This is a genomic window from Parasphingorhabdus sp. (assembly GCF_048269915.1).
Lineage (GTDB): Bacteria > Pseudomonadota > Alphaproteobacteria > Sphingomonadales > Sphingomonadaceae > Parasphingorhabdus.
The window spans coordinates 600,183-624,419 of the sequence record NZ_JBLWTY010000001.1 but is presented as its reverse complement, the minus strand read 5'-3'; the positions used below and the strand labels follow the sequence as shown (position 1 = coordinate 624,419).

The window sequence follows — 24,237 nt, the reverse complement described above, 5'->3', positions numbered from 1 at the left end:
GAAAGGTCTAGTTGGTGATCGCACCGCGCCGCAAATCGCGCGCCTTGGTGAGAATGATCTGTTCCAGTTTCTGCGTGGTTGCCGCCTTGACCGGAGCATCGACCCAGGTACCGTTGCTGGCCACCTGACGGGATGCCGCGACGCGCAGGGCGTCGGCGCGCAAATCCTGATCGAGAATCGAGACATTGATCTTCATCCGTTCGCCCGGATTTTGCGGATTCACATACCAGTCGGTCAGGATCACACCGCCATTGCTGTCGGTCTGGGTCAGCGGCATGAACGACAGGGCGTCGAGCGAGGCGCGCCACAAATAGCTGTTTACGCCGATCGTGGTGACCTGTGATGCGGCGAGATCCGCTTTTGGCCGTTCTTTGCCGCCGCAGGCAGAAAGCAGGGACAATGTCAGCAGGCTGGCGGTTGCAGACCGCAGGATGAGAGATGGTTTGAGGCGGGACATGAAGCGCTCCTGGTTGCATTTTGCGCCGTAACGAAATCTTTTTTGCAGGATTTGTTCCGGACGTGAATATATTTCAGCGCTCTCTATAAATGCTTTGCCGCAAGGGGCAAGCACAAGCGCATGTTTCGCTCTTGTGCAGCGCGGGCTGAACACCGGTTGAATGGTCTTTAATCATCATGGGTTCATCTTGACCGTGCTAGGCTTCATCTCATTATTGGGGCTAAAACGTAACCGATGTGCAACATAAAGCCACTAGTTTGGGAAAATCGGACAAAAGCAATATGTTGACTCGTGCGGATGGCCGGAATTTGGTATATCAGCCAGTCTAAATAGGGGATTCGCATCCGTCATGGAGAAAAAGGGTAGTCATTTTGGTTGGTTAGCGACGGGACTCGCGCTCTCCGGTCTTGTCATGACGCCTGCTCTGGCGAAAGTACTTTCCAGTGATGACGGCATGGTATCCCTGAAAACATTGGGTTCGGTGGGTTCTTTCACCGTAGCGGGTGCCGATCCAGATCTGGTAGCCAAATATAAACTCAATGCCCTGCGCGGAAACGCGAGTTTTAAATTCACTCCGGCGGGCGGAACGCGTGGCGGAGAACGTTCGGTCACTGTGGTGGTTCGCCAGAAGTCTGATGCTGACGCGATTGCCTTCCGGCAAAATGTCCTCGCTGCAGCACCCGGATCGGGTATCCCGACCGCTGCAAAAATTGCCCCTGTTTCTTATAGTCTTGGCACAGCGAAAGGCCTGAAGAGCTTTGCGATTCCGGTCAAGAAACTGGCAAGCAATCTGCCTGACCTTTCGGAAATCGGTGGTGAAATAACGCTGGGCGAAGGCGAAACCGGCAAAAAGAGCCGCTTCAACACGCGCATGTCGATCGATGCCAGTGCACCGATCAACGCTGCGCCGCGCGCACTCGACGCCAGCCAGAAAGATTATACGCTTGATGTTGGTGGCAGCTACTCGCTCACCCGCAATCTCGACGTGACCGCCGGTGTCCGGATCAACAACGAACGCGACCGGATGGCACCGCTGACGGACAATCGTCAGGACAGTCAGGCGGTCTATGTCGGAACCCAGTTCCGCTTCTAAAATCAGGATTAGCTGAAAGCATCGATACCGGCCCAGCCATGGGTCAGGTCACTTTCATGCGAGCGATAGCGTTTCCTGTTCATCCCGCCGAGCAATATCACTACACCGTTACACAGGTCGGCCAAGCGTCGAACCTGCATACGGTTGAGCGGACGCTGGCCGGGATGGGACCGGGTAGCGAAAACCGGTGACAGAAAAAATATATCGGTTCCGGCACGGTTGGCCTGATGGATTTCCCGGCTATTATGAACTGGTGCGCTGCTTGGGAGCCCCGCGGTCTGCCACCGGTGCCGCGCCAGCCCGTGCGCCCCGTCGGCATGCCAGCACCGGGCCAATTTCGGCATATCCGCCAGAATCAGCATATGACCGTGGCGGCGTGCCAGTTGCTGGACCAATTTAAACCGGCTTTGCCGTATCGACTCCGGCAAATGATAATGCCGGAAAATAATTCCACTGCCACGCGGCAATTTTTTGATGGCCCGTGCGAGATGATGATCATTTCTCTGGTCAGTAAACAGCCATATACGGGGCACTGCCGCTTGGCCTGGGTTTGACAATGCGGGCTGGTCTCGCAACATAAGCAGGCCTATAGACCGATGCTTGGCGAAAGAGAATGACTGTGACCGATATAAAGCTGGCTAATCCATCCCTCCGCGACGTCCATGGAAAAATCGAAAAAGCGGCCCGAATTGCAGGCCGAAAGTCGTCCGAGGTCATGCTGATCGCGGTGTCAAAAACCCGCAGCGTCGATGAAATCCGGTTACTGATTGCAGCCGGCCATCGCGTCTTTGGAGAAAACCGGGTGCAGGAAGCCGCGGAAAAATGGCCTGCTTTGAAAGCGGAATATCCCGACCTCGAACTGCACATGGTTGGCCAGTTGCAATCCAACAAGGCCGGGGAAGCGGTGGCCCTGTTCGATACTATCCATTCGGTAGACCGGCCTTCGCTGATCAAGGCGCTGGCAAGGGAAATGGATCGGCAGGATCGCCGCATCCCCTGTTTTCTGCAGGTCAATATCGGCGAGGAATCGCAAAAAGGCGGTTGCGATATCCCGGCGATTGCCGAATTGCTCGAGCAGGCCCGCAAGTCAGGCCTTCCGGTCGTTGGGTTGATGGCCGTTCCCCCGTCCAACGCAAATCCGGCCCCCTATTTTGCGTTGCTGGCGAAGCTTGCCCGCGACCATGGCCTCGATCGCCTGAGCATGGGGATGTCCGGTGATTTTGAAACTGCTGTCAAGCTGGGTGCCACCCATGTCCGGGTTGGTACGGCGCTGTTCGGACCGCGCGCCGCCCAAGCCGCATAGTCAGTTATCGTTCTTTTTTTCGCTTTCTCTGGCAGCCCGGTCCGCTTTGCGCTCTTCCGGTGTATCCGGAGCGACATAGCTGATCACCACATCTCCGTCCTCAATGGTCGGCCGGGCATCGGTCGAGAAAAATAGCAGTCGGCGATCCGGTTTGAAAACGGCCAGAGGTTCCTCGCCCTCCTCCAGATTTTTCCGATAATCTTCGACGCTGAACTTCTCGGTGATATTGGTTTTGCTGAACCGCCAGCCTGCCAGATCACGGTCGAGCAAAGTGCCAAAATCGGCGCCGGATTCGAACAATAGCCGCCCGTGGCCGACCCGGCTTTTGCTTTGGCTGTCATTGGCCAGACGGCTGATCTGTTCATAGCCCATTTCCGGCCCCAGATCAGCGGTGATCAATTGATTCTGGCTGTCATTGTCGGTGGCGGCGATAAGATGCTGAAACTCTCCCATGTCGATATTGTCGTCATGAGCCTCTTCGAGCACGTCGCCGTGGCGTATTTTCAGACCCTCGCTATGCGCACGGCGCAACGCAAATTTGCTACTATCGGTGATCAGGACGTCGATATCGAGTGATTGCAGCATCTTGCCCAGTGCAATCGACCAGCGATTGGCTCCGGCGATCAGAACTCCTTCGCCCTTGCCTTCGGCGATCCCCAGCCGCTCCGCAACCCAGGACGCGGAAAAGCCATGCGCGAAAATGGTCGCGATGACGACGGCAAAGCTGAGCGGTACGAGGGCTTCTGCTCCCGGCATCCCGTAATCGACCAGACGGATTGCAAACAGGCCGGTGATTGCGACGGCGACGATACCGCGCGGTGCAATCCAGGCAATGAACAAGCGCTCGCGCCACGGCACCGAGCTGAACAATAGCGCCACCAGCACCGAAATGGGCCGCACGACAAAGAGCAGCAAAATCAGGAAGATGACAAATTGTGGCCGGAACTGCTGCACCGTTTCCCAGTCCAGCGTCGCGGACAAAATGATGAACACACCGGAAATCAGAAGTACCGCGAGATCTTCCTTGAACCGGTAGAGTGCCTGACTCGAATAGATTTGCCGGTTTGCCATGACGATGCCCATCACGGTGACTGTAATCAGGCCGGTTTCATGTTTGATCAGATCGGCGATGACAAAGCCGGCGATCACCGTCACCAGCAGGAAGGGAGCTTTTAGATATTCCGGAACCAGTCCTCTGGGAAACAGCCAGGTGAGGGCAAAGCCGAGTCCCGCGCCGATTAATCCGGCAATGAAGCTTGCCGCCAGCACATCCATGCTGATGACGGCGATATTGGCATTGGGGCCCTCGTAAGTGATATAGGCATAGATACCGACGGCGAGCAGCGCACCGATCGGATCGTTGACGATACCTTCCCATTTCAGAATGTTGCGAACCCGCGATGGCACCCGCAATGTGCGTAGCATCGGACCGATCACGGTCGGGCCTGTGACGATCATGATGCCGCCCAGCAAGGCCGATATTTCCCAGGACAGACCGGCACCATAATGTGCCGCTCCGGTGCCAAGGACCCAGGCAACCGGCCCGGCAACGAGCACCATTGCCGTCACCGCGCCGCCCGCCTGTCTCAATTCGCGAAAGTTCAGACTAAGCCCGCCTTCAAACAGGATCACCGCAACCGCCAGCTTTATGATCGGTTCCTGCAACGCTCCGAAATCGCGTTCGGGATCGATGATACCCAGTATCGGCCCGGCGATGATGCCGACAATCAGCATGAGGGCGATGGCTGGACGGCCGGTCCGCCAGGCGATCCATTGCGCACCAATGCCGAGCAGGCCGATCAGCGCAATCTTTACCATTAGGGAGTCAATTAATTCCATGATCTGTCCTTGGCGGGTTTTCCAGCTTTATGCAAAAAACTTTCCGTAGCTTGTGGATCAGCAACCGCGAAAATGGTCAATCGCTTCCTCGATAACGGCATAGACAGTATTCAGGTCCCCGCGACTGATGCAATATGGTGGCATAAGGTAAACTGTATTACCCAACGGGCGAAGTAAAATGTTGTGATCCCGGAAAAAACCGAGGAGCAGGGGGCCGAGGTCCGACATATAGAGGTCCGACATATAGTCGCCCGCGCCATCATCAATTTCAAAAGCCAATATGGTCCCGCACTGACGCAGTCCGCTGATGTTCGGCTTGCGCTTCAGCTCATTCGAAAACTCGCGATGCGAGGCGATAATGCCATTGATCCGCTGCTGCACCGGTTCTTCGCGCCAGATACCGAGATTGGCATTTGCTGCGGCGCAGGCGATCGGATTGGCGGTAAAGCTGCTCGAGTGGAAAAACATCCGGGCGCGGTCTTCGGACAAATGCGATTGATAGATGGCATCTTTGGCGGCGGTCACGGCGAGCGGGATGACACCGCCGGTCAATCCCTTGGCCATGCACAATATATCCGGCTCGACGTCCGCCTGTTCGCAGGCGAAGACGCTTCCGGTCCGCCCCCAGCCGGTCATCACCTCGTCGGCAATGAACAGCACGTCATACGCGCGGCAGATAGACGCCATCTGCGCCAATATCGCCGGACTGTAGATTTTCATGCCGCCTGCTCCAAGAATCAGCGGCTCGACGATCAGCGCGGCCGGCGGGCTGTCGCTGTCCCGGCAAAAAGCCTCCAGCTGGTCGAGCGTCGCCTGCTCCGCTCCGGCTTCGGGAAAGGCGATGGTGCCGACATCAAACAGCAGCGGCGCATAGGCCTGATTGAACACGCCGCGCGCGCCGACCGACATCGCGCCGATCGTGTCGCCATGATAGCTATGCTCCATGACCAGAATTTTCTGCCGCGCGTCTCCGCGATTGTGCCAGTAGCCCAGCGCCATTTTAAGCGCGACTTCGACTGCGGTTGAACCGCTGTCAGAAAAGAAAATATGCGCAAGCGACTTGGGCAGGAAATCCGATAATCCCTCGGCCAGCTCCCGGGCCGGTTCGTGCGTCCAGCCGGCAAAGATTATCTGGTCGAGCTTGGCGCTCTGCTCCTGGATGGCGGCGATGATTGTGGGATGGCAATGGCCATGGGTCTGCACCCACCAGCTGGATATGGCGTCGATGATTTTCGTACCATCGGCTTGATAGAGGGCCGCTCCTTCCGCCCGCGCGATCTCCGGAATCGGCTCGCCGAGACCATGCTGGGTAAAGGGGTGCCAGATATTGAGGCTCATGCGATGAAATCCGTGCGGTCGAAATTTGCCGTGAAAGCAGTAGCCAGGCTGTCCGGGGAAAGATTGGCAATCAGCGGCAGCCGTCCGAGACGACGGACCTTGCCAATCCGACAGATGACCTGTTCGCTGTCGGCTGTTTCAGCGCCGGTAAAGGCCACGCCGTGGATGGTCACGCCGCGGCTGCGCAGGGCCTCGATGGTCAGCAGGCTATGGTTGATGGTTCCGAGCTTCGTCGATGCGACGATGATCACCGGCAGGCCCCAATGGGCAAAAAGATCGGCAAACAGCAGCTGCGGATTGACTGGTACCAGCGCACCGCCCGCACCTTCGACAATCAGCGGACCCTCGACTGGCGGAATGGAAAGATCATCCAGGTTGATCGAAACGCCTTCCCGCGCCGCCGAAAAATGCGGGGAAGCGGGAATTTTCAGCCGGAAGCGTTCAGGCAATATACGCGCTGGATCGACTCCGCCCATCCGTGCCACTGCCTCGCTGTCGGTCTCGTCTTCCAGTCCCGCCTGCACCGGTTTCCAGTAGCTGGCATCCAGAGCCGCTGTCAGCGCCGCCGCGAAGACGGTCTTGCCGACATCGGTATCGGTACCGGTGATGACAAAGGTTCCGGTCATGCCGCTCGAGCCATGGCCAGCGCTTCGTGCAATTCCGCCGCCAGATCGCGAATATCATCCTGCGACACGTTCAGCGTCAGAGAAATGCGTAGCCGGGCGGTTCCCGTCGGCACCGTCGGCGGGCGGATGGCCCGGACGTCAAAACCCCGGTCCTGCAACCGGGTCGCGACGGTCATCGCCAGCCGGTCTTCGCCAAGAATCACCGGGAAAATCTGACTATCCTGCTGCTCCGCCAGACTGAGGTCGTCGAAACAGCGCCGGGCGTGCGCCACATGCCCGGCCAGGGTGTTCCGTAGCGACGGGTTGTCGGCAATATGGGCAATGGCCTGTTGTGCAAGATGCGCGGTCAGCGGACTGGGTGCGGTGGAAAAAATGAACGGCCGTGCGCGGTTGATAAAAAAATCGCGCAATATATTCGGCATGGTCAGCAGGCCGCCCTCGCCGCCCAGCGCCTTTCCGCAGGTCCGCAAGACAACCACATTTTCCTGATAGCCAATCGATCCCGACAGACCGATTCCGCGATCGCCGAAAACCCCAACGGCATGGGCTTCGTCAATGACCAGCATGGCGTCATGGGTATCGGCAATCCGGGCCAGGTCGGCGAGCGGTGCCTGGTCGCCATCCATGCTGTACAGGCTCTCGACCGCGATCCAGATGGTTCCGGTGCCGCCGGATTCGCGCCACAGCCGTATTTCCCGTTCCAGCGCATTGCAGTCATTATGAGCAAATGGTTTGAAGGCCGCCCGTCCCAGTTTCATACCATCGTGGACGCTGGCATGGATTAGAGCATCATGGAGCACGAAATCGCCGGTTTGCGGAAGCGTCGCGAACAGGGCGGTGTTGGCGGCAAAGCCGGAGCCGAAAAAGAGGCTCGCTTCCGCCCCATAATGGCAGGCGGCAAAATCCTCGAGCGCCTCATGTGCCGGATGATGGCCACCAAGAAGCCGCGAACCGCCTGACCCGTGCGCAATGCCATTGGCAATCGCGGTCTGGGCGGCCTCTTTCAGAAACGGACTGTGAGCGAGCCCGAGATAGTCGTTCGAAGAAAAATCCCGGCCGTCGGGAACAGACAGCCGCCTTTGGCGTCCGGCATTTTCCAGCGCATTGAGCTGGTCGCGATAGGGTTTGAATCGATCCACGGGCGGGCTGTTAGCAGTCAGCGCCCCATCGTGGCCAGAGGCAATGCAAGCTGTGGTTGGTCGATCCTTCCCGGGAGGATATGCTGGAACGGGAGCGGAAAATGAACCGGCTTGTCCCTGAGGCCGATAATCGCCTCGGCTGGACCACCGATACAGGCCTCGATTGCCGGATCCTGCGCCGCCATCCCCCCGGTCAGGGTTCCGAAGGCGGGCAGGATCAGATGGTTGCGCGCCCGGACAAAGCAGCGCCGCGAAACATGGCGGCCACGCACCGGGATGCGGATCTTGGGATGATAATGCCCCGAAATTTCCGGCAACCGGCAATTGGCTGTGGCTTCATGCCGGAGCGCAAGGCCGGCGCCGGTCCATTCGTCGACTACCTCCCCGCCCCACAATCCGGTGACGTCACGATCGTGGTTGCCGGTGATCCAGATCCATTCGAGTGTCGCCGTCATTCGGCGGAGCTGCGTCGCTGCTTCAGGCTCCAGCCGCGCCTCCCCCTCGCCATCATGATAATTGTCACCCAGACAGAAGACTGTCGCCGCGCCTGTCTCGTTCACCAGATCAGCAAGTTCCGAGAGGGTTTCCTGGCTGTCATAGGGCGGCAGCATCTGGCCCTGCCGGGCATAGAAGCTGGCTTTTTCCAGATGGAGGTCGGCGACGAGCAGGGCGTTTCTCGCGGGCCAGTAGAGTGCCGCCGGAGCGACGATGTCGAAGCGATGATGGGCGAACAGAAGGGGAACCATGAAGCTGCTATGCGATGAACATTGTTGCGATGCAAGTCGCTCTATTGGAATTTCCGGGGCAACCACCCTATATGCGCTGCCATGACCGAATCTCTATCTCCCGTTAAAGTCGCTGCCCTCTACCATTTCGCCGTGGTCGACGATCCCGCTGCCTTGCGTCGACAGGTGCTTCCGCTGTGCGAGGAACATGGTCTCAAGGGCACGATCCTGCTCGCGCATGAAGGCATGAACGGCACTATCGCCGGCACGCCCGAGGCGATCGATGCGGTGATCGCCGGTCTGCGGTTGCTGCCGCGTTTTTCCGACTTGGAAGTCAAATATTCCGAAGCCAGCGCGATGCCATTTCTGCGCATGAAAGTGCGGCTCAAGAAAGAAATTGTCTCGATGGGCGTCGAGGGTGTCGATGCCGCGACCGAAAAGGGCGCCTATGTCGATCCGGCGGACTGGAACGATCTGATCGCCGATCCCGACACGATCGTGATCGATACGCGCAACGGCTATGAAGTGGCGATCGGGAGTTTCGAGGGCGCGATTGATCCGAAAACCGAATCCTTCCGCGACTTTCCGGCATGGTTTGACGAATTTGCCGAGCAATTGCGGCAGGATTCGGAGAAGAAGCCGAAAATCGCGATGTTCTGCACCGGCGGCATTCGCTGCGAGAAGGCGACAGCCTATGTGAAGGCGCAGGGCTTTGACGATGTCCAGCATCTCAAGGGCGGCATTTTGAAATATCTTGAACATGTACCCGAAACGGAAAGCCTGTGGCAGGGCGACTGTTTCCTGTTCGACCAGCGCGTCGCGGTTGGCCACGGGCTGGTCGAAGCCGATTATGGCCAATGCTATGCCTGTCGGATGCCGCTGAACGCCGCCGACCGCGCCTCGCCCGACTATGTCCCCGGTGAAGCCTGCCCGCATTGCATTGACCAGCGCAGCGACGAGCAGCGCGCCCGCTATCGCGAACGCCAGCGCCAGGTTGAAAAAGCCACAGAAGAAGGCAGGCAGCATTTGGGCACAGCATGACCGAAATGCCGATCCTCTACAGTTTTCGGCGCTGTCCCTATGCAATGCGCGCGCGGATGGCGCTACTGGTCAGCAAGACCCCGGTCCGCCTGCGCGAGGTCGTGCTGCGCGACAAACCCGCAGAGATGATTGCCGCTTCGCCCAAGGCGACGGTTCCGGTGCTGGTCCTGTCCGACGGACAAGTGATAGATGAAAGCTTGGCGATCATGCACTGGGCATTGGAAGGCAATGATCCGGAAAACTGGTTGCAGGGCAATATGGCAGAAAAAGAGCTGATAGCGGAAGCAGATGGCCCGTTCAAAGATCATCTCGACCGCTATAAATATCCCAGCCGCTATGAAAATGTCGACCCGCTCGACCACCGTGCCGGAGGCTTGGCCTTTCTCGAAAAACTCGATGGTCTGATCCAGACCGCAGGGCAACTAATGGGCCGAACGCCCAGCATCGCCGACCATGCGATATTCCCCTTTGTCCGCCAGTTCGCCAATAATGACCGCGACTGGTTCGATCAATTGCCGCTTCCTGCCTTGCAGAAATGGCTCGGCGACCATCTCGCCTCGCCTCTGTTTGCCACCACAATGAAAAAATATCCGCAGTGGCAAAGCGGGGATGAAGAAGCCATTTTTGGCGGCGCGCCAACCCATAGCGATCCTGTCAGGATCTGATCCGGCTGTTTTGTGGCTCGTCGACATGCAGACGGGCATTGCGGGGGGTCAGGAAGTGGATTTTCCGTCTCGGAAAGTCGATTGCCACCTGATCGAATTTCCGCAGCACATCCATACCCATCAGCAGGGTCGGCTTGTCGGCCAGTCCGAACCGTTCGAACGGCGGTGCATCGGCAAAGGCAACCGACAGGCTGGCGAAGCGGGCCCGTCCGATCCGGAAATCACGTGCCCGGCCAAATTCCACGCCCAGCGTATCGCCGGTGACCGCGATCAGCAGCTTGTCGTCGCCCGACTCTCTGGCGCGCTTGAGTAGCCGTTTCTGCAAGACACTATTGGCGATCGAAATCTGGGCTCCGGTGTCGACGATGACGTTGACCTTGATTCCGGAGATGGTTGCATCGGTGAAGATTAGCTGGCCCGAGCGCCGCTTGGCGGTCACCACGATTTCCCGTGATCGAGGCAGATTGCGTTGCTCGTCCGCGTCTTCAATGACTATCTGGTTCGCTTCGAAATCGAACAGGATGCGCTGGTCCTGCAGGCCGTCGAGGCCCAATATGCCGTCCGCGCCGATATGCTGCGCCGCCAGCACCGGTGATACCAGCCCGTCATAGCTTTTCCGGCCGAGGGTCAGGCTGGGCACATAGACCATGTCGACCATACTGGTGCCGGCGATGCTCATCAGGGCGGCCGGATCTTCGTCTTCCAGCGCCAGACGGTCGGCGATTCCGCGCGAGATCACAGTCCGTTCCGCGCCAGTGTCGATGACAAAGGAAAAAGGCCCCTTGCCTTCGATGCTGACCGGAACGGTCATTCTTTCGGCGCGGTCCTCGTCAAGATCGACAATCTCGCCAGCAGGATTTGTGACACTGCCTGGCTGTACCGACTGGCCGAACGGGACAGGATAGGCCATGGTCAGGGCGGACGCCAGTAAAGCGGGCGTCAGATTACTCATCAGGGCCAGCATATTCTCTCCATGTTTTGCGGCTCTTGCTTCAGCGTAGCTGTCTCGTTGCCGCTTGCCATAATCATATCACAAAATGCTGCCACGAGTCGACGAACGTCATCTCAGGCATTTTCGGGGATCAGGAAATATATCTTTCTGTTGGCAAAATCGATCGCTACCCGGTCAAATTTGCGCAGCGCGTCCATCCCCAGAAACAATGCCGGTTTCTTGTCCAGTCTCAGTGCCTTGAACGGAGCGATATCGGCAAAAGCGATCGGGATGATGCCAAAACGCGCGCGGCCGATCAGCAATTCTTCGGCGATACCATAATCGGCTTCCACCGAGCGTCCCGTCACATCGGCGAGCATGATTTGTGCCATAGCAGATGATTTCAGACGCAATTTTCGTTGCAGCGCCTTGTTACCGATCGAAAGCTCGCCGCCGGTGTCGATGATCACGCTGGTCTTGATGCCCGCGATCGTTGCATTGGTGAATATCAATTGCCCGGATCGCCGTCGCGCCGTCACCACGATCTCGCGGCGGGACCGGCTTTTGAGTTTTTTGTCTGTATCCTCGACCGAGATATTTTTGCCGAGAAAATCAAACAGGATGCGCTGGCCTTGCAGACTATCGAGGCCGAGGACGCCGTCCGCCCCGATGTTTTCGGTGCGGAACGTGGGTGAAACAAGGCTATCATAGCTGCGCTTGCCCAGCGTCAGGCTGGGCACGTAGACGGTCTGCACGACAGTGGTTCCGGTCAGTGCGACAACAGTGACCTCATCTTCGATATCGAGCGCCAGCGCGCCGGCAATTTCCTTGGAAAGAATCGTTCTCTGCGAGGCGGTGTCAATGATGAATTCATAGGGCCCGCCATGCGCGATGCTGACCGATACCGTCATCCGTTCGAGCCGGTCCTTTGCTATCGCAATTTGTTCGGAATCGGGCTGCAGAAACTGCTCGGGCAGGGCATCGGCAATATAGGCTTCGGTTTCCGGCTCCACCGGAAAGGACGATGTTGGCTGCGCCGCAAGCAATGTGGCGCAGACAGGAAATAGCATTGTTGAACAAGCCATTTCGCCCTTCTACGCCAGAAACGGTATTTGACCAAATTCCGGCCTATGGGATGTTTCGCGCTAGTCCATTTTCATGGCTTCGTTGATCAGGGCTTCGGCCTCGATCAATAGCGCATCATCAGTGGCACCCTGGGCGACATGTTCCCGGCCGATCATCACCAATACGGGCACCGCCAGCGGGCTAACCCGGTCCAGATCAACATGAACGATCGAGTGGGCTGCGCGGTCGAGAAGATCGCCTAGCCGGCCGACGTCCGTCATTCGGGCGCGGGCATCGGCCCAGGCAGCCTGCATCAGCAAATGATCGGGTTCATATTTGCGCAGCACATCGAAAATGAGATCGGTCGAGAAAGTGACCTGCTTGCCGGTCTTGCGCTTGCCGGGATGTTGCCGCTCGACCAGGCCGCTGATCACCGCTACCTCGCGGAAGGCGCGTTTGAGCAAGTGCGAGCCCTCTACCCAGTCGAAAAACTCATCCTCCAATATGTCGGCGCTGAACAATGGCGCGGGATCGGTAACAGGTTCGACGCTGTAGCAGGCGAGCGCGTAATCATTGGCGACAAAGCCGACCGGCTTGAGACCGCGATCCTCCATCCGCCGGGTCAGCAGCATGCCGAGCGACTGGTGCGCGTTCCAGCCCTCGAAACTGTAGCAGACCATATAGTGCAGATTCTCGTGCGGAAAGGTCTCGACCAGCAATTGACCAGGTTCCGGCATGACCGAGCGATGGTCCTGCATCTCCAGCCATTCACGGACATCATCGGGGAAGCGCGCCCATCCCGCGCGGTCGGTCAGGAACCCCCGGACCCGGTCCGACAAATGGGTGGTCAATGGCAGTCTCGCCCCCATATAGCTGGGGATCATGGCGGCTTTCTTCGATGCCCGGACGATGACATCGCTGCTGTCCATCTTGATCAGCTCAAGGCTCAGTCCAGCGAAGAAAAACGTGTCGCCGACCGATAGCATGGCGGCAAAACCCTCCTCGACCTTGCCAAGGCTGCGGCCATTTTTGAACCGGACGGTCATCATCGCCGCATCGACAATGATCCCGGCATTGAGTCTGTGCTGCGTGGCAAATTTCGGATGGGTCAGGCTCCACACGCCCTTTGTATCGCGGCGGAGGCGCCTGAACTTGTCATAGGCTTTCAGCGCATAGCCGCCATCGCGGGTGAAGCTCAGCACCCGCTCAAACTGTTCTTTGCTGAGGGCGCTATAGGGCAGGGCGGACAGCAGCTCGTCGAGCATATCGTCCTCCTGAAACGGCGCGGCGCAGGCACAGCTCATGACATGCTGAGCGAGCACGTCGAGCCCCCCGGCGCGAAACGGCTCGCCGTCGCGGCGGCCTTCATTGACCGCATCCAGTGCGGCCTGCGCCTCGAGATACTCAAACCGGTTGCCGGGCACGAGCAGCGCCTTCGATGACACGTCCAGCCTATGGTTGGCGCGGCCAATACGCTGCAGCAGGCGAGACGACCCCTTGGGTGCGCCCATCTGGATGACGCAATCAATATCGCCCCAGTCGACGCCGAGATCGAGCGATGCGGTGCAGACGAGCGCGCGCATCTTGCCGGTCGCCATGGCGCTTTCGACCTTGCGTCGCGCTTCCTTCGACAGGCTGCCGTGGTGGATACCGATGGCGAGGGTCTCGTCATTGATATCCCACAGTTTCTGGAAGGTGAACTCGGCGAGAAAGCGGGTGTTGCAGAAAACCAGCGTCATCCGGTTGCGGCGGATCTGCTCCATCACCTGCGGGATGGCATAAGCGCCGGCATGGCCGGACCAGGGCACCCGCACCGGATCGCCTTGTGGTGTTTCCGGCAGCATGATCGACAGATCGGCCGGTGCGCCTTCTGCGCCGCGAACATGGGTGACGCTGTCGATATCGCCATACGGCGCGAGCCACGCACGATAGTCATCCGGTTCGGCAACCGTCGCGGACAAAGCAACCCGCTGCATGGCCGGTGCGATTTTCTGCAGCCGCGCCAGCGACAGGGCGAGCAAATCACCGCGCTTGCCGGTGGCAAAGGCGTGGACCTCGTCAATCACCACCCGCCTGAGGCTGGCGAACAGGGTGAAGCTTTCCGGCTGGCTGAGCAGCAGGTTGAGCGATTCCGGCGTGGTCAGCAAAATTTGCGGTGGCCTGACTCGCTGCCTTGCCTTGCGGTTGGCCGGTGTATCGCCGCTGCGCGTCTCGACCGTGATCGGCAGCGCCATTTCCTCGATCGGCGTCAGCAGGTTGCGCTGGACGTCCACGGCAAGCGCCTTGAGCGGCGAGATATAGAGCGTGTGGAGGCCACCTTCATCATCCCCTTCGACCAGATCCACGAGCGTCGGCAGGAACCCGGCCAGCGTCTTGCCGGCCCCGGTCGGCGCGGTCAGCAAGGCGTGACGCCCTGCTCGCGCCGCTGCCAGCATCTCCAGCTGATGCTCCCGCACCGCCCAGCCGCGTGTGGCGAACCAGTCGGCCAGGATCGGCGGGATTATGTTGTCGGCCGTCGCACTGGAATGGCGCTTTATGGCTATTGCTTCAACTCCGCCATCAGCCCGAACAGCTGGACCACATCCGGCGGAGCGCTATCCCCCGCATATTCGCGGTAGAGGGTCGACACATTGACCGCGATCCGTTCGCTGTCACCCCAGCTGGCAAAGTCGCCGAGCCGGATATCATGTGCGGCATCGCGGACCGACAGGCCGGCGTCGAAACGCTTTCGCGCTTCCTGGTCGATATAGCGCAGATAATCCTGCACCTGCCGGACGCCATGGACATCGGTGATCGGCCCGTGGCCCGGGACGATGGTTTCGGCCTTGAGGTCGATGATCGTGTCGCAGGCCGCGATCCAGTTGGCCACCGGCCCTGCCCACATGATCGGTGTGCCCTCGATGAACAATATGTCACCGGTAAAGACGGTCCTGTCGCCCGGCACATGGACCAGAACATCACCCGCTGTATGCGCCGGACCAACTTCGATCAGGTCGACCTTCTTGTCGCCGACCGTCAGGCTGTGTCGGCCGCTGAAAGTCTGCGTCGGCAGCTTTTCCTCGACATCGGTAAAGTCGAAGCGGCCGAAAATATCGACCAGATATTGTCCGGCCGGACCCATCGCCTGCGCCTGCTCCATGATTGCGGCGAGCTGGCTTGCCGGTAACTCGGACATTTCCTGGGCGCTGGCTTTGGAGGCAATGACCTCGGCCTTGTGACAGCAGCCATTGCCATGGGTATGATCGCCATTGGCATGGGTGTTGACGATGACGCCAATATCATCGGCACCGACACCGGCCGCATCCGCCATGATGGCGAGCATTTCGCGGGTCAGGCTGGCGTCGAACAATGTGTCGACCAGCAAGGATTCGCCGCTATCGGTGATCAGACCGGCATTGGACCAGCCCCAGCCGCCATCGGGCTGGAGATAGGCGTACAGACCGTTGCCGGTTTCATGCAGTCCTTTTTGAAAGGGATATGCCGTCATCTTCTTCCCACCCTCTTGTGCCGCTAGGGTTTCATTGTCGCAGCTTTCAAAAGATTTGAACAGAGGTTCAAGCGAGGTGAATGATATTGTCGAGATCGCGCCTGATCCTTGCCCGCTCTTAAATATTCCCGTATCTGCCAGTCAGAGAAATTTCAACGCGGTCGCACCAGCAGACCCAATAAGAGCAACAATATATGGACGAGCAATCACCATCGAAAAAGCGGGTTGAATGGGGTTTTCTGATCGCGCTTCTGGTGATTGTTTCGCTAGCCTTCGCGGCTCTCATTGAACCGTTTTTCGGCGCAGTTGTCTGGGGCGTTGTCGTTGCGGTGCTGTTCCGCCCGGTATATGAAGGCTTATTGGGCTATCTTCCGGGCAGGCCGAGTCTTGCCGCGGTGATCACCTTGATCCTGATTTTGCTGCTCGTCGTTGTGCCATCGATTCTGCTTGGCATGGCTATGGCGCAGGAAGCCGCGAGTATTTATCTGCGAATGCAGGCGGGGGAAATTGATTTCGGATCCGTGTTCGAGGCCTTTGAAGATTCTCTGCCCCACTGGATGCAGGTCCAGTTGGCTATTTATGGATATGATGACTTTGCCAGCATAAGGGCTGAGATCGAACAATCCATCAGCGCCATTCTCGAATTTCTGGTGACCCAGTTGCTGAGCGTCGGTCAGGGGGCTTTTCAGTTCATGCTCGGTCTGGGTGTTATGTTGTACCTGACTTTTTTCCTGCTGCGCGATGGCCGCGCGCTGACCGAACGGATCGAACAGATGATTCCCATGAGTGAGGAGAAACGCCAAATCCTGATGGAAAAATTCCTGATAGTTATTCGCGCAACCATCAAGGGCAGTCTGATCATCGCTATCATTCAGGGGACTCTTGGCGGTCTGGTATTCTGGGTGCTCGATATACGCGGCGCCTTGCTATGGGGCGTGCTAATGGGTGTTTTTTCTTTGATACCAGCAATCGGTACCGGCTTCGTATGGGTCCCGGTGGCGCTCTATCTGCTGGTTACCGGCGATGTCTGGGAGGGCGTCGTGCTGGCATTTTGCGGAATTTTCGTGATCAGCATGGTCGATAATATCATCCGGCCCATTCTGGTCGGTCGGGACACGCGAATGCCGGATTATGTTGTGCTGATCTCGACGCTCGGCGGGCTCCAGCTGTTCGGGATCAACGGCATTGTGATCGGTCCGCTGGTGGCGGCCTTGTTTATCGCGATCTGGAGCATTTTCTCGGATATGCATCAAGAATCCGGCGTATTGGGCGAGACCAGCGAATAATCCCGCTGCGGGCTTTATCGTCCGCCATTCATTAATCCACCGCCGCTGACTCCCGCTGCGGATTAGCAGGTCAAGGTCGGCTGCCCTGACCGCCTCCCCCTCTTGCTATGTCGTTATTGGGCTAAGGCCGGTTGAGCAGGGGTAGAAAATTTCGCCATTGGATATGCGAACAGGTGGCTGCCTGGCGGGCCTAAGAAACCAAAAGTTGGGATAATTTCCCATAAACAGGGATCGACTGAAATAGGCTCCTGGCTCAGATGGTTATAACACATTGATATATTGCGATATATTAAAACTGGCACGGCCTATGCAAAGCTGTTTGTATCTTCGCGAACAGAAAGTTTCGAAGGCCCAGATTTAACAAGGAATGAAAAATGACCAACGTAAATATCCAGAACCCAGTCGTCGCCGCTTTTGCCGCTCTTTTCTCAGCCGCCGTTTTGGTTGCCGCAAGTGTTGGCCCGGCTGTCCAGAACTCGGCTTCGATGTTCGCATAAATTCAAATCACAGAAAGGAAGATATCATGCCCCGCTTTTCGTTTCGCCAGGAAATAGCCGCCGGATTATCCGCGATGTTCTGCACGGTGATTTTGGTCATCAGTTCGGTCGGTCCGGCCACAAATGGCACAGTTTCGACCTTTATCTGATATAGATGGGCCGGATTGGCGCCGGTAAATTAATGTCCCACCGTTTCGCCACGCTCAAGACCTGAAAGCGCCAGTTGTTCGTCAATCTGCGCCATCAACCGGTCAAGACCATCTTGCGATTTCGCTTCGGCCCTTGCCACCAGCACATCCTGTGTGTTGCTCGCTCTCAGCAGCCACCAGCCGTCTTCGGTATTGACCCGGGCGCCGTCGGTGTCATTCACGGTCGCACCGCTCGCTGAAAGCCGCTCCAGCACCTCGTCGATTACCGCAAATTTGCGGCTCTCGTCCACTTGAAAGCGCATTTCCGGCGTGTTGATCATCTCGACCATGTCGCTGCGCATCTGGGTCACGCTCTTGCCGATATTGGTCGCCGCCTGAATCAGCCGAATCGCGGCATAGGGTGCATCATCGAAACCATAATAATCATGTTTGAAAAAAATATGTCCGCTCATCTCGCCGGCGAGCGGGGATCCGGTTTCCTTCATCTTGGATTTGATCAGGCTATGCCCGGTCTTCCACATCAACGGCTTGCCACCCAGCTCTGCGATCCGGTCGTATAGGGCCTGTGACGCTTTAACGTCCGCAATGATTGTCGCGCCGGGTTCGCTTTTCAGCACGTCTTCGGCGTAGATTTGCAGCAGCTGGTCGCCCCAGATCACCCGGCCCGTGCCATCGATCGCACCGATCCGGTCTCCGTCGCCGTCAAAAGCCACGCCGAAATCGAGATTTTTCTCAGCGACCAATGCTTTAAGATCTGCGAGATTCTTTTCTTCAGTCGGATCGGGATGATGATTGGGGAAGGACCCGTCGACATCAGTGTAAAGCAGGTGATGCTCGCCGGCACCACGTTCGGTCAGCAGAGTGGTTAATTTCTCTATTACCGGACCCGCCGCTCCATTGCCGCAATCCCAGCCAACCTTGAACGCTCCGCCCGTGAAGTTTTTCAGCAACCGTGCGACATATTCCTCCTCAATGTCGATCCGCTCAAACGTGCCCGACCCGTTGTCCCAGTCACCATCTGATGCCATCGTCCCTAGCCCCAGAATGTCTGTTCCAAAGAACGGTCGGCCCTGAAGCACCATCTTGAAGCCGTTATAATTGGCGGGGTTATGGCTGCCGGTGATCATGATGCCGCCCTGCACCTGGTCCAATACGCTTTCGGCATAATAGAGCATCGGGGTTGGTCCCATACCAACGGAAATGGCATTGACTCCGGCATCGTTAAGACCACGGACTAGCGCGTCTTCCAGCATCGGGGAACTGTCGCGCCCGTCAAATCCGGTGGCAACGGCAGTGCCGCCGTCGCGCGCGATTAGCGTTCCGAAGCCACGGCCAATGGCATAGGCGTCGTCCGCACCCAGCGTCTCGCCGACAATGCCGCGGATATCATATTCGCGCAGCGACGTGGAATGAAATTCATGGGAGTTTGGAGCGGTCATAGCAGGGCCTTGGATTGTTAGATTGTTGAAAGTTTGTAGGAGGCAAATGTCGGAAAATCCAGAGCTACTGTCCAACTGCGACAGCTTCATTACCGATGGTTAGATGTTTCCAATTCTTCCAATAATATATCCCGCGCCCGGTTTATCATCTTCGCCAGCTGCTCGTCGCCGCCATTGTCGGGATGATGTTCCGCCAGCCGTTCTTTCCAGGCTGCGTTGATCTCGATAAACCCGGCATCATCGCTGACGCCCAGCAAGGAACGCGCCCGGTCCAGTTCAAAATTGCGCGGTTTGCGTTTCGGCTCAACATTGTCGCGGGCGGGGATCAATATGCGCCAACCACTGAGAAAGGCTGCGCCTGCGAGCATCGCCCCGCCCATGATCCAGCTACCGCCGCGCAGGAAATTTGCGCCTACTAGCGCAACAACGAGCGCGAGCCACTGGTTGGCGGTCATCGATTTCGCCTTGCCCGACAATATCAGCCAAGCCAGAATCGCACCGCCAAATATGAGCAAGGGCGTCACCGGTCAGGCCACCAGCTTGGGCTTGGCAAGAGCCAGATCATCGCTGCCGATCGAGTTCTGGCCGGGTCGCGGCAGGGCAAGATGCTTGATCAACTCGCGCAATTCCTGACGCGCCGCCAGATGGCTCGCAGCGAGGCGGACGAGATGTTGTTTGTCCAGCATCGTCAGGCCGGCGGGAAAAAGCTCGCGGTAAATGACCCGTTCGCTGAGTCCGGGAATGATACGGAATCCGACGCGCTGCGATAATTCAGCAAGGGCGGCAACAATCCGTTTCATATTATGCGCTTCGACATATTGGGTCCGGTTTCTCAGCAATACCCAGTCTATCGTCGCGCCGTCCGCTTTGGCCCGCGCTTTACGCGCATCCCAGATCAGTTCCGCATAAAAGCTCAGTTTGCGGACCTTGTAGGTTTCCGGATCGACCTGCCCGATGAGGTCAAAATCAACAAAACTGTCATTAATCGGTGTAACCAGCGTATTCGCCCGCGTTGCCACATAGCGGGCGAATTTATCATCGCGACCCGGCGTGTCATACAGCAGAAAATCGACCCCGTGGGCCATCCGTTCGATCAGCTGTTCAAGACGGGGAAGGTCGTCGTCTTCGAATACTTCATAATTGGGCTGCGGAATATCAATATTCAGTCGCTTCATCGTCGCGTCGCGGTTTTCCAGATAACGATAGGATGTACGCTGACGGGGATCGAGATCGATAATCCCGACCCTGTGTCCCTGATAGGCCAGAGCAACCGCAACATGAACTGCGGTGGTCGACTTTCCGGTCCCGCCTTTTTCATTGGCAAAGACGATATGATGCGCACTGTCGGTCACGTTTTAAACAATACCCCTTTTTTTGGTCCTTGCGAAGGACGGTTCCCCGTCGCATAGCCCACATGAGCTTTACAGCAAAATCTAGACGCAAAGAGTGATGCATGCAAATTGTTCGACAGCTTGACCCGCTGCGGGACGCTTTGGCGGAGTTTCGCAAAGCCGGGGCCAAAATTGGACTGGTTCCGACCATGGGCGCTTTGCACGCAGGTCATATGCGGCTGGTGGAAGTGGCGATGGAACAATGTGACGCGGTTGTGGCGTCTATCTTTGTTAATCCGACCCAGTTTGGCGAGGGGGAGGATCTGGATGCCTACCCGCGTCAGGAAGCAACCGATGCCGCGTTGCTCAAAGCGGCCGGCGTGTCATTGCTGTGGGCACCAACAGCGGACCAGGTCTATCCCAAAGGCTATGCCACCCAAATTAGCGTGAGCGGGATCAGCGACGGTCTTTGCGGCGCGGCGCGGCCAGGCCATTTTGACGGCGTAGCGACGGTGGTCGCGAAACTGTTCAACCAGGTCCGCCCCGATGCTGCCTTTTTCGGGGAAAAGGATTATCAGCAGCTTGCGGTCATCCGGCGGATGGCGCGCGATCTTGATTTTACTCATGATATTATTGGTGTCCCGACGGTCCGCGATTCCGATGGCCTCGCTCTATCGTCGCGCAATGCTTATTTGACCGCGGAGCAAAGGGCCAATGCGGTGGCGCTTCCCGACACGATGCGCGAAGCGGCAAATGCGATCGCGGCTGGTGGCCCGGTTGCAGCGATATTGGAGGCGGCCAAAGCCCGAATGCTCGCTTCCGGTTTCCACAAAATTGATTATCTGGAACTGCGCAACGCTGAAACGCTAGCGGAATTGGATGTTTTTGCTGCACCCGCCCGTCTTTTTGGCGCCGCTCATATTGGTCGCACCCGGTTGATCGACAATATCCCTGTTTCCTAAGGCCGCGGCATGGCCTTGTTAACTATAGGCGATGCCAAAATCGCCGGATTTCATGGTGTTTCGATGCGGTAAAAATGATTTTCTGAGATTCGCGTTAACCATTATTTTAGGAAATTGCGGTGAAAGTCCCTTTGTCGCCAAAAACTGCGGCGATTGAAACAGGGACTGATAATATGGGCAATAGCATGAAAAGCGCCGCCTTTCTGATCGAAAGCCGGCTTGCTGAAGCAGCGCAAGGCAGCGACAATGCATATTTTGATCTGGGCGTTGTATATTCTACCGGATCGGAAGGCGTCGAAGTCGATTTGATCGAAGCGCATAAATGGTTTAATTTGGCAGCATTATCTGGTCATGATGAAAGCAAGACCTGCCGGGCCGAAATCTCGCTTGAAATGACTGCGCGTGAAATTGCCGAAGCCCAGCGGGAAGCGCGTAGCTGGTTGCAAGAAACCTCTCGCCGCGCAGCCTGAACCTAGTCAGATTTTCTAAACGGCCCCAATTCGGCCAGAAATTCAATATCGGCGGCAACCGCCTGCCGCTCGCGTTCGAGATAATCAGCAATCGCCGAGCGGAATCCCGGATCGACAATATAATGCGCGGACCAGGTCGGCACCGGCTGATAGCCCCGAGCCAGTTTGTGGCTCCCTTGCGCTCCGGCCTCGACGGTCTTCAATCCGCGGGCGATGGCGGCATCAATCGCCTGATAATAGCAAATCTCGAAATGCAGGAACGGGATATTGTGCGTACAGCCCCAATAGCGTCCGTAAAGTGTATCCTTGCCAATGACATTAAGCGCGCCGGCCACGGGTATACCGTCCTGTATGGCGAAAATCAGCAGCAATTTGTCCGCCATTTTCCGGTGTAAAAGATCAAAGGCGTCGCGGGTCAAATAGGGCTGGCCCCATTTGCGCATCCCGGTATCCTGATAAAATTCCCAGAAATAGTCCCAATGATGCGGTTGTATTTCGTCGCCCGAAAGATGGATAATTTCCACTGCTTCCTGCGCCTTGGCCCGTTCCCGCCGGATCGCCTTGCGTTTCCGGGAAGACAGCGCGGCGAGAAAATCATCGAAACTCTCATAGCCGTCATTGCGCCAGTGGAACTGGCTGTCTGTGCGAATCATCCAGTCAGCTTCGCGAAAATGGTGGAGCTGGTCTTCGCTCACGAATGTCGCATGGACCGATGAAATCCCGTTATTTTCTGCTAATTGTTGAGCAGCGCGTAACAGCGGCACGGCCAGGGATTCATCGCGCAAAAGCAGGCGGGGTCCGGGCACCGGGGAAAAGGGCGAAGCAATCTGGATTTTGGGATAATATTGGCCGCCGGCATTTTCATAGGCATGCGCCCATTGCTGGTCGAAAATATATTCCCCCTGGCTGTGCGACTTGAGATAGCTTGGCAGGCAGGCAGCAATTCCACCAGCCTGATCCTCAATGACGATCGGCATGGATTTCCAGCCGGTTCCCGGGCCAACACTTCCGGATTCCTCCATGGCCGAGAGAAAGGCATGGGAGACAAACGGGTTGGACGAGCCGGCACAGGCATCCCACTGGTCCGCGGAAAGACTCGCGATATCCGGTGCGACATGGGCCAGAATTTCGGAGGGGGAATCGGACATTGCGCGCAATGCTATCAGGTCTGGGGCATCTCATAAACCGGTTCGTCGGCATATGTAGCCGCGATATGCTCTTGTTCGGCGGAGCGCACCGTCCAGGTGACGATGGGCAAGCCGCGTGCGCGCTGCGCAGCGGCAAAGCGAGACGGCAGATCGCGAATGTCATAGGCCAGAAAATCGGGCTGTGCAGTCCAGAGATTCCGGTGGCGGGCGATCCGTCCCCGCCAGTTCTTGCTATCTTCCTCCGTCACCACCAGGCCGCGAATAATATGTTGGGCATTTTTGCGAAACCACGCTCCAACCAGCGGATTGAATGACATTATCGCAGCATGACCGCCATAGCCTTCCAAGGCCCGACGCACGGATAGACAAAGCGGCCCCACCCGTAAATTGCGGGATTTGATCTCGATCAGAACAGGCACCCGACCGGCAATCTGGGTCAAAGTTTCTCGCAAGCGGGGAATTTTTTCATGACCGCCGTTCAGCTGAATCCGGTCAATATCTTCGGTTCGCAATTTGCCAATGGGCCCGGACTGATCGGTCAACCGATCCAGTTCAAAGTCGTGAAATACAAAGGCCCGACCGTCTTCCGCAGCCTGAACATCACACTCGATCCCGTGGCCGAGCTTGATCGCGGCTTCAAAAGCAGCGGGGCTGTTCTCGAGCACGTCTTGGCCGTGTAGCCCGCGATGGGCATAGGGCTGGCCTTTCAGAAACGCTACTCGGTCAGGCGCCGGGGCTGGCGCAAGTGCGTCGTCGAGCAGCTTCCCGATCACTCGGGTTTCAAAGCGACAATGGCATCAACCTCAACCGCTACGCCCAGCGGCAAGGATGCGACCCCGACAGCGCTTCTGGCATGAAGTCCAGCGGCGCCAAAAATCACTTCCATGATGTCGGAACAGCCGTTGGCAACCTTGGGATGATCGGTATAGTCTGCCGTACTGTTTACGAACACGCCGAGTTTGACAATCCGGTTCACCCGGTCGAGGGATCCGGTCGCCTTCTTGATCTGCGCTGCAATCATCAGTCCACAGGCTTTAGCGGCCTCTTGTCCTTCTTCCAGCGTCATATTGTCACCGAGACGCCCGGTGATCAACTGTCCATCAAGCATCGATACCTGACCACTGATATGGAGCAATCCATTCATTTCGACGGCAGGGACATAAGAGGCAACGGGCGCAGCGGGTGTCGGCAAGTCAATGCCTTTCGCTGCCAGGGCTTTTTCAATATGGTCGGTCATAGGGCAAAA

General features: G+C 57.5%; 26 protein-coding genes. 9 read left to right on the top strand and 17 right to left on the bottom strand.

Annotation, left to right across the window (positions count from 1 at the left end; genetic code table 11):
- Window positions 1-7 precede the first annotated feature (7 nt).
- On the bottom strand, window positions 8-457 hold the full coding sequence (locus ACN0WX_RS02930) for a DUF3576 domain-containing protein (RefSeq protein WP_417620773.1): 450 nt from the start codon (window positions 455-457) through the stop codon (window positions 8-10).
- A gap of 349 nt (window positions 458-806) precedes the next feature.
- On the opposite strand from ACN0WX_RS02930, the gene ACN0WX_RS02925 reads away from it, so the two are divergent.
- Window positions 807-1,550, top strand: a complete 744-nt coding sequence (locus tag ACN0WX_RS02925) for a hypothetical protein (RefSeq protein WP_417620772.1) — start codon at window positions 807-809, stop codon at window positions 1,548-1,550.
- 8 nt (window positions 1,551-1,558) lie between these two features.
- Here the strand turns inward: ACN0WX_RS02925 and ACN0WX_RS02920 are convergent, their stop codons facing one another.
- Window positions 1,559-2,083 carry a thiamine phosphate synthase gene (locus ACN0WX_RS02920; protein WP_417620771.1) on the bottom strand — a complete coding sequence of 175 codons (525 nt, stop codon included), beginning with the start codon at window positions 2,081-2,083 and terminating at the stop codon, window positions 1,559-1,561.
- 80 nt (window positions 2,084-2,163) lie between these two features.
- Between ACN0WX_RS02920 and ACN0WX_RS02915 the strand changes: the two genes are divergently transcribed.
- Window positions 2,164-2,853 carry a YggS family pyridoxal phosphate-dependent enzyme gene (locus ACN0WX_RS02915; RefSeq protein WP_417620770.1) on the top strand — a complete coding sequence of 230 codons (690 nt, stop codon included), beginning with the start codon at window positions 2,164-2,166 and terminating at the stop codon, window positions 2,851-2,853.
- On the opposite strand, the gene ACN0WX_RS02910 is transcribed toward ACN0WX_RS02915, so the two are convergent.
- The 5 genes from ACN0WX_RS02910 to pdeM are packed head-to-tail and all read right to left on the bottom strand — an operon-like array spanning window position 2,854 to window position 8,541.
- Entirely contained in the window at window positions 2,854-4,692 is a 1,839-nt protein-coding gene (locus ACN0WX_RS02910) for a cation:proton antiporter (RefSeq protein ID WP_417620769.1), read from the bottom strand.
- A gap of 57 nt (window positions 4,693-4,749) precedes the next feature.
- Window positions 4,750-6,030, bottom strand: coding sequence for an adenosylmethionine--8-amino-7-oxononanoate transaminase (locus ACN0WX_RS02905; protein ID WP_417620768.1), 1,281 nt, complete (start codon window positions 6,028-6,030; stop codon window positions 4,750-4,752).
- Window positions 6,027-6,656, bottom strand: a complete 630-nt coding sequence (bioD, locus tag ACN0WX_RS02900) for a dethiobiotin synthase (RefSeq protein WP_417620767.1) — start codon at window positions 6,654-6,656, stop codon at window positions 6,027-6,029. Before bioD ends, ACN0WX_RS02905 begins: the two co-directional genes overlap by 4 nt.
- Complete coding sequence (locus ACN0WX_RS02895; RefSeq protein ID WP_417620766.1) at window positions 6,653-7,795, bottom strand: 8-amino-7-oxononanoate synthase; 1,143 nt, start codon at window positions 7,793-7,795, stop codon at window positions 6,653-6,655. Before ACN0WX_RS02895 ends, bioD begins: the two co-directional genes overlap by 4 nt.
- Window positions 7,796-7,812: 17 nt before the next feature.
- A complete protein-coding gene (gene pdeM, locus ACN0WX_RS02890) occupies window positions 7,813-8,541 on the bottom strand; it encodes a ligase-associated DNA damage response endonuclease PdeM (RefSeq protein ID WP_417620765.1) in 729 nt (242 codons plus the stop codon).
- Between the two features lie 81 nt (window positions 8,542-8,622).
- On the opposite strand from pdeM, the gene ACN0WX_RS02885 reads away from it, so the two are divergent.
- Window positions 8,623-9,561 carry a rhodanese-related sulfurtransferase gene (locus ACN0WX_RS02885; RefSeq protein ID WP_417620764.1) on the top strand — a complete coding sequence of 313 codons (939 nt, stop codon included), beginning with the start codon at window positions 8,623-8,625 and terminating at the stop codon, window positions 9,559-9,561.
- Window positions 9,558-10,226 carry a glutathione S-transferase gene (locus ACN0WX_RS02880; protein ID WP_417620763.1) on the top strand — a complete coding sequence of 223 codons (669 nt, stop codon included), beginning with the start codon at window positions 9,558-9,560 and terminating at the stop codon, window positions 10,224-10,226. The genes ACN0WX_RS02885 and ACN0WX_RS02880 overlap by 4 nt, the downstream gene beginning before the upstream one ends.
- On the opposite strand, the gene ACN0WX_RS02875 is transcribed toward ACN0WX_RS02880, so the two are convergent.
- The 4 genes from ACN0WX_RS02875 to ACN0WX_RS02860 form a co-directional block, all read right to left on the bottom strand.
- Entirely contained in the window at window positions 10,216-11,190 is a 975-nt protein-coding gene (locus ACN0WX_RS02875; RefSeq protein WP_417620762.1) for a retroviral-like aspartic protease family protein, read from the bottom strand. The two genes, ACN0WX_RS02880 and ACN0WX_RS02875, sit on opposite strands and share 11 nt — an antisense overlap.
- Before the next feature lie 101 nt (window positions 11,191-11,291).
- Window positions 11,292-12,227 carry an aspartyl protease family protein gene (locus ACN0WX_RS02870; protein WP_417620761.1) on the bottom strand — a complete coding sequence of 312 codons (936 nt, stop codon included), beginning with the start codon at window positions 12,225-12,227 and terminating at the stop codon, window positions 11,292-11,294.
- A gap of 75 nt (window positions 12,228-12,302) precedes the next feature.
- A complete protein-coding gene (locus ACN0WX_RS02865) occupies window positions 12,303-14,726 on the bottom strand; it encodes a ligase-associated DNA damage response DEXH box helicase (RefSeq protein WP_417621195.1) in 2,424 nt (807 codons plus the stop codon).
- 35 nt (window positions 14,727-14,761) lie between these two features.
- A complete protein-coding gene (locus tag ACN0WX_RS02860) occupies window positions 14,762-15,709 on the bottom strand; it encodes an MBL fold metallo-hydrolase (RefSeq protein ID WP_417620760.1) in 948 nt (315 codons plus the stop codon).
- 194 nt (window positions 15,710-15,903) lie between these two features.
- Between ACN0WX_RS02860 and ACN0WX_RS02855 the strand changes: the two genes are divergently transcribed.
- The 3 genes from ACN0WX_RS02855 to ACN0WX_RS02845 all read left to right on the top strand — a co-directional run bounded on the left by ACN0WX_RS02855 (window position 15,904) and on the right by ACN0WX_RS02845 (window position 17,641).
- The gene (locus tag ACN0WX_RS02855; protein ID WP_417620759.1) at window positions 15,904-16,995 is read left to right on the top strand and encodes an AI-2E family transporter; all 1,092 of its coding nucleotides are present in this window, start codon (window positions 15,904-15,906) and stop codon (window positions 16,993-16,995) included.
- Window positions 16,996-17,369: 374 nt separating this feature from the next.
- Entirely contained in the window at window positions 17,370-17,492 is a 123-nt protein-coding gene (locus ACN0WX_RS02850; RefSeq protein ID WP_417620758.1) for a hypothetical protein, read from the top strand.
- Window positions 17,493-17,518: 26 nt separating this feature from the next.
- Window positions 17,519-17,641, top strand: coding sequence for a hypothetical protein (locus ACN0WX_RS02845; RefSeq protein WP_417620757.1), 123 nt, complete (start codon window positions 17,519-17,521; stop codon window positions 17,639-17,641).
- A gap of 29 nt (window positions 17,642-17,670) precedes the next feature.
- Here ACN0WX_RS02845 and pgmG read toward each other — a convergent pair whose 3' ends face one another.
- The 3 genes from pgmG to ACN0WX_RS02830 all read right to left on the bottom strand — a co-directional run bounded on the left by pgmG (window position 17,671) and on the right by ACN0WX_RS02830 (window position 20,432).
- A complete protein-coding gene (pgmG, locus tag ACN0WX_RS02840; RefSeq protein ID WP_417620756.1) occupies window positions 17,671-19,080 on the bottom strand; it encodes a phosphoglucomutase/phosphomannomutase PgmG in 1,410 nt (469 codons plus the stop codon).
- An 89-nt stretch (window positions 19,081-19,169) separates the two neighbouring features.
- Window positions 19,170-19,604, bottom strand: coding sequence for a J domain-containing protein (locus ACN0WX_RS02835; protein ID WP_417620755.1), 435 nt, complete (start codon window positions 19,602-19,604; stop codon window positions 19,170-19,172).
- A 3-nt stretch (window positions 19,605-19,607) separates the two neighbouring features.
- Window positions 19,608-20,432, bottom strand: coding sequence for a division plane positioning ATPase MipZ (locus ACN0WX_RS02830; protein ID WP_417620754.1), 825 nt, complete (start codon window positions 20,430-20,432; stop codon window positions 19,608-19,610).
- 101 nt (window positions 20,433-20,533) lie between these two features.
- Between ACN0WX_RS02830 and panC the strand changes: the two genes are divergently transcribed.
- Both panC and ACN0WX_RS02820 read left to right on the top strand, forming a co-directional pair.
- Entirely contained in the window at window positions 20,534-21,373 is an 840-nt protein-coding gene (gene panC, locus ACN0WX_RS02825) for a pantoate--beta-alanine ligase (protein ID WP_417620753.1), read from the top strand.
- A gap of 173 nt (window positions 21,374-21,546) precedes the next feature.
- Entirely contained in the window at window positions 21,547-21,843 is a 297-nt protein-coding gene (locus ACN0WX_RS02820) for a hypothetical protein (protein ID WP_417621194.1), read from the top strand.
- A gap of 2 nt (window positions 21,844-21,845) precedes the next feature.
- Here ACN0WX_RS02820 and ACN0WX_RS02815 read toward each other — a convergent pair whose 3' ends face one another.
- The 3 genes from ACN0WX_RS02815 to ACN0WX_RS02805 are packed head-to-tail and all read right to left on the bottom strand — an operon-like array spanning window position 21,846 to window position 24,228.
- A complete protein-coding gene (locus ACN0WX_RS02815) occupies window positions 21,846-22,991 on the bottom strand; it encodes a GNAT family N-acetyltransferase (protein ID WP_417620752.1) in 1,146 nt (381 codons plus the stop codon).
- A gap of 14 nt (window positions 22,992-23,005) precedes the next feature.
- Window positions 23,006-23,764, bottom strand: coding sequence for a glycerophosphodiester phosphodiesterase family protein (locus ACN0WX_RS02810; RefSeq protein WP_417620751.1), 759 nt, complete (start codon window positions 23,762-23,764; stop codon window positions 23,006-23,008).
- Window positions 23,761-24,228, bottom strand: a complete 468-nt coding sequence (locus ACN0WX_RS02805) for a RidA family protein (RefSeq protein WP_417620750.1) — start codon at window positions 24,226-24,228, stop codon at window positions 23,761-23,763. The genes ACN0WX_RS02810 and ACN0WX_RS02805 overlap by 4 nt, the downstream gene beginning before the upstream one ends.
- Between the last annotated feature and the right edge of the window lie 9 nt (window positions 24,229-24,237).

Coding starts and splice junctions, on each gene's coding strand:
- ACN0WX_RS02930 (WP_417620773.1), bottom strand. CDS start 457: ATGTCCCGCCTCAAACCATCTCTCATCCTGCGGTCTGCAACCGCCAGC.
- ACN0WX_RS02925 (WP_417620772.1), top strand. CDS start 807: ATGGAGAAAAAGGGTAGTCATTTTGGTTGGTTAGCGACGGGACTCGCG.
- ACN0WX_RS02915 (WP_417620770.1), top strand. CDS start 2,164: ATGACTGTGACCGATATAAAGCTGGCTAATCCATCCCTCCGCGACGTC.
- ACN0WX_RS02910 (WP_417620769.1), bottom strand. CDS start 4,692: ATGGAATTAATTGACTCCCTAATGGTAAAGATTGCGCTGATCGGCCTG.
- ACN0WX_RS02905 (WP_417620768.1), bottom strand. CDS start 6,030: ATGAGCCTCAATATCTGGCACCCCTTTACCCAGCATGGTCTCGGCGAG.
- bioD (WP_417620767.1), bottom strand. CDS start 6,656: ATGACCGGAACCTTTGTCATCACCGGTACCGATACCGATGTCGGCAAG.
- pdeM (WP_417620765.1), bottom strand. CDS start 8,541: ATGGTTCCCCTTCTGTTCGCCCATCATCGCTTCGACATCGTCGCTCCG.
- ACN0WX_RS02885 (WP_417620764.1), top strand. CDS start 8,623: ATGACCGAATCTCTATCTCCCGTTAAAGTCGCTGCCCTCTACCATTTC.
- ACN0WX_RS02880 (WP_417620763.1), top strand. CDS start 9,558: ATGACCGAAATGCCGATCCTCTACAGTTTTCGGCGCTGTCCCTATGCA.
- ACN0WX_RS02875 (WP_417620762.1), bottom strand. CDS start 11,190: ATGCTGGCCCTGATGAGTAATCTGACGCCCGCTTTACTGGCGTCCGCC.
- ACN0WX_RS02870 (WP_417620761.1), bottom strand. CDS start 12,227: ATGCTATTTCCTGTCTGCGCCACATTGCTTGCGGCGCAGCCAACATCG.
- ACN0WX_RS02860 (WP_417620760.1), bottom strand. CDS start 15,709: ATGACGGCATATCCCTTTCAAAAAGGACTGCATGAAACCGGCAACGGT.
- ACN0WX_RS02855 (WP_417620759.1), top strand. CDS start 15,904: ATGGACGAGCAATCACCATCGAAAAAGCGGGTTGAATGGGGTTTTCTG.
- ACN0WX_RS02850 (WP_417620758.1), top strand. CDS start 17,370: ATGACCAACGTAAATATCCAGAACCCAGTCGTCGCCGCTTTTGCCGCT.
- ACN0WX_RS02845 (WP_417620757.1), top strand. CDS start 17,519: ATGCCCCGCTTTTCGTTTCGCCAGGAAATAGCCGCCGGATTATCCGCG.
- pgmG (WP_417620756.1), bottom strand. CDS start 19,080: ATGACCGCTCCAAACTCCCATGAATTTCATTCCACGTCGCTGCGCGAA.
- panC (WP_417620753.1), top strand. CDS start 20,534: ATGCAAATTGTTCGACAGCTTGACCCGCTGCGGGACGCTTTGGCGGAG.
- ACN0WX_RS02820 (WP_417621194.1), top strand. CDS start 21,547: ATGGGCAATAGCATGAAAAGCGCCGCCTTTCTGATCGAAAGCCGGCTT.
- ACN0WX_RS02815 (WP_417620752.1), bottom strand. CDS start 22,991: ATGTCCGATTCCCCCTCCGAAATTCTGGCCCATGTCGCACCGGATATC.
- ACN0WX_RS02805 (WP_417620750.1), bottom strand. CDS start 24,228: ATGACCGACCATATTGAAAAAGCCCTGGCAGCGAAAGGCATTGACTTG.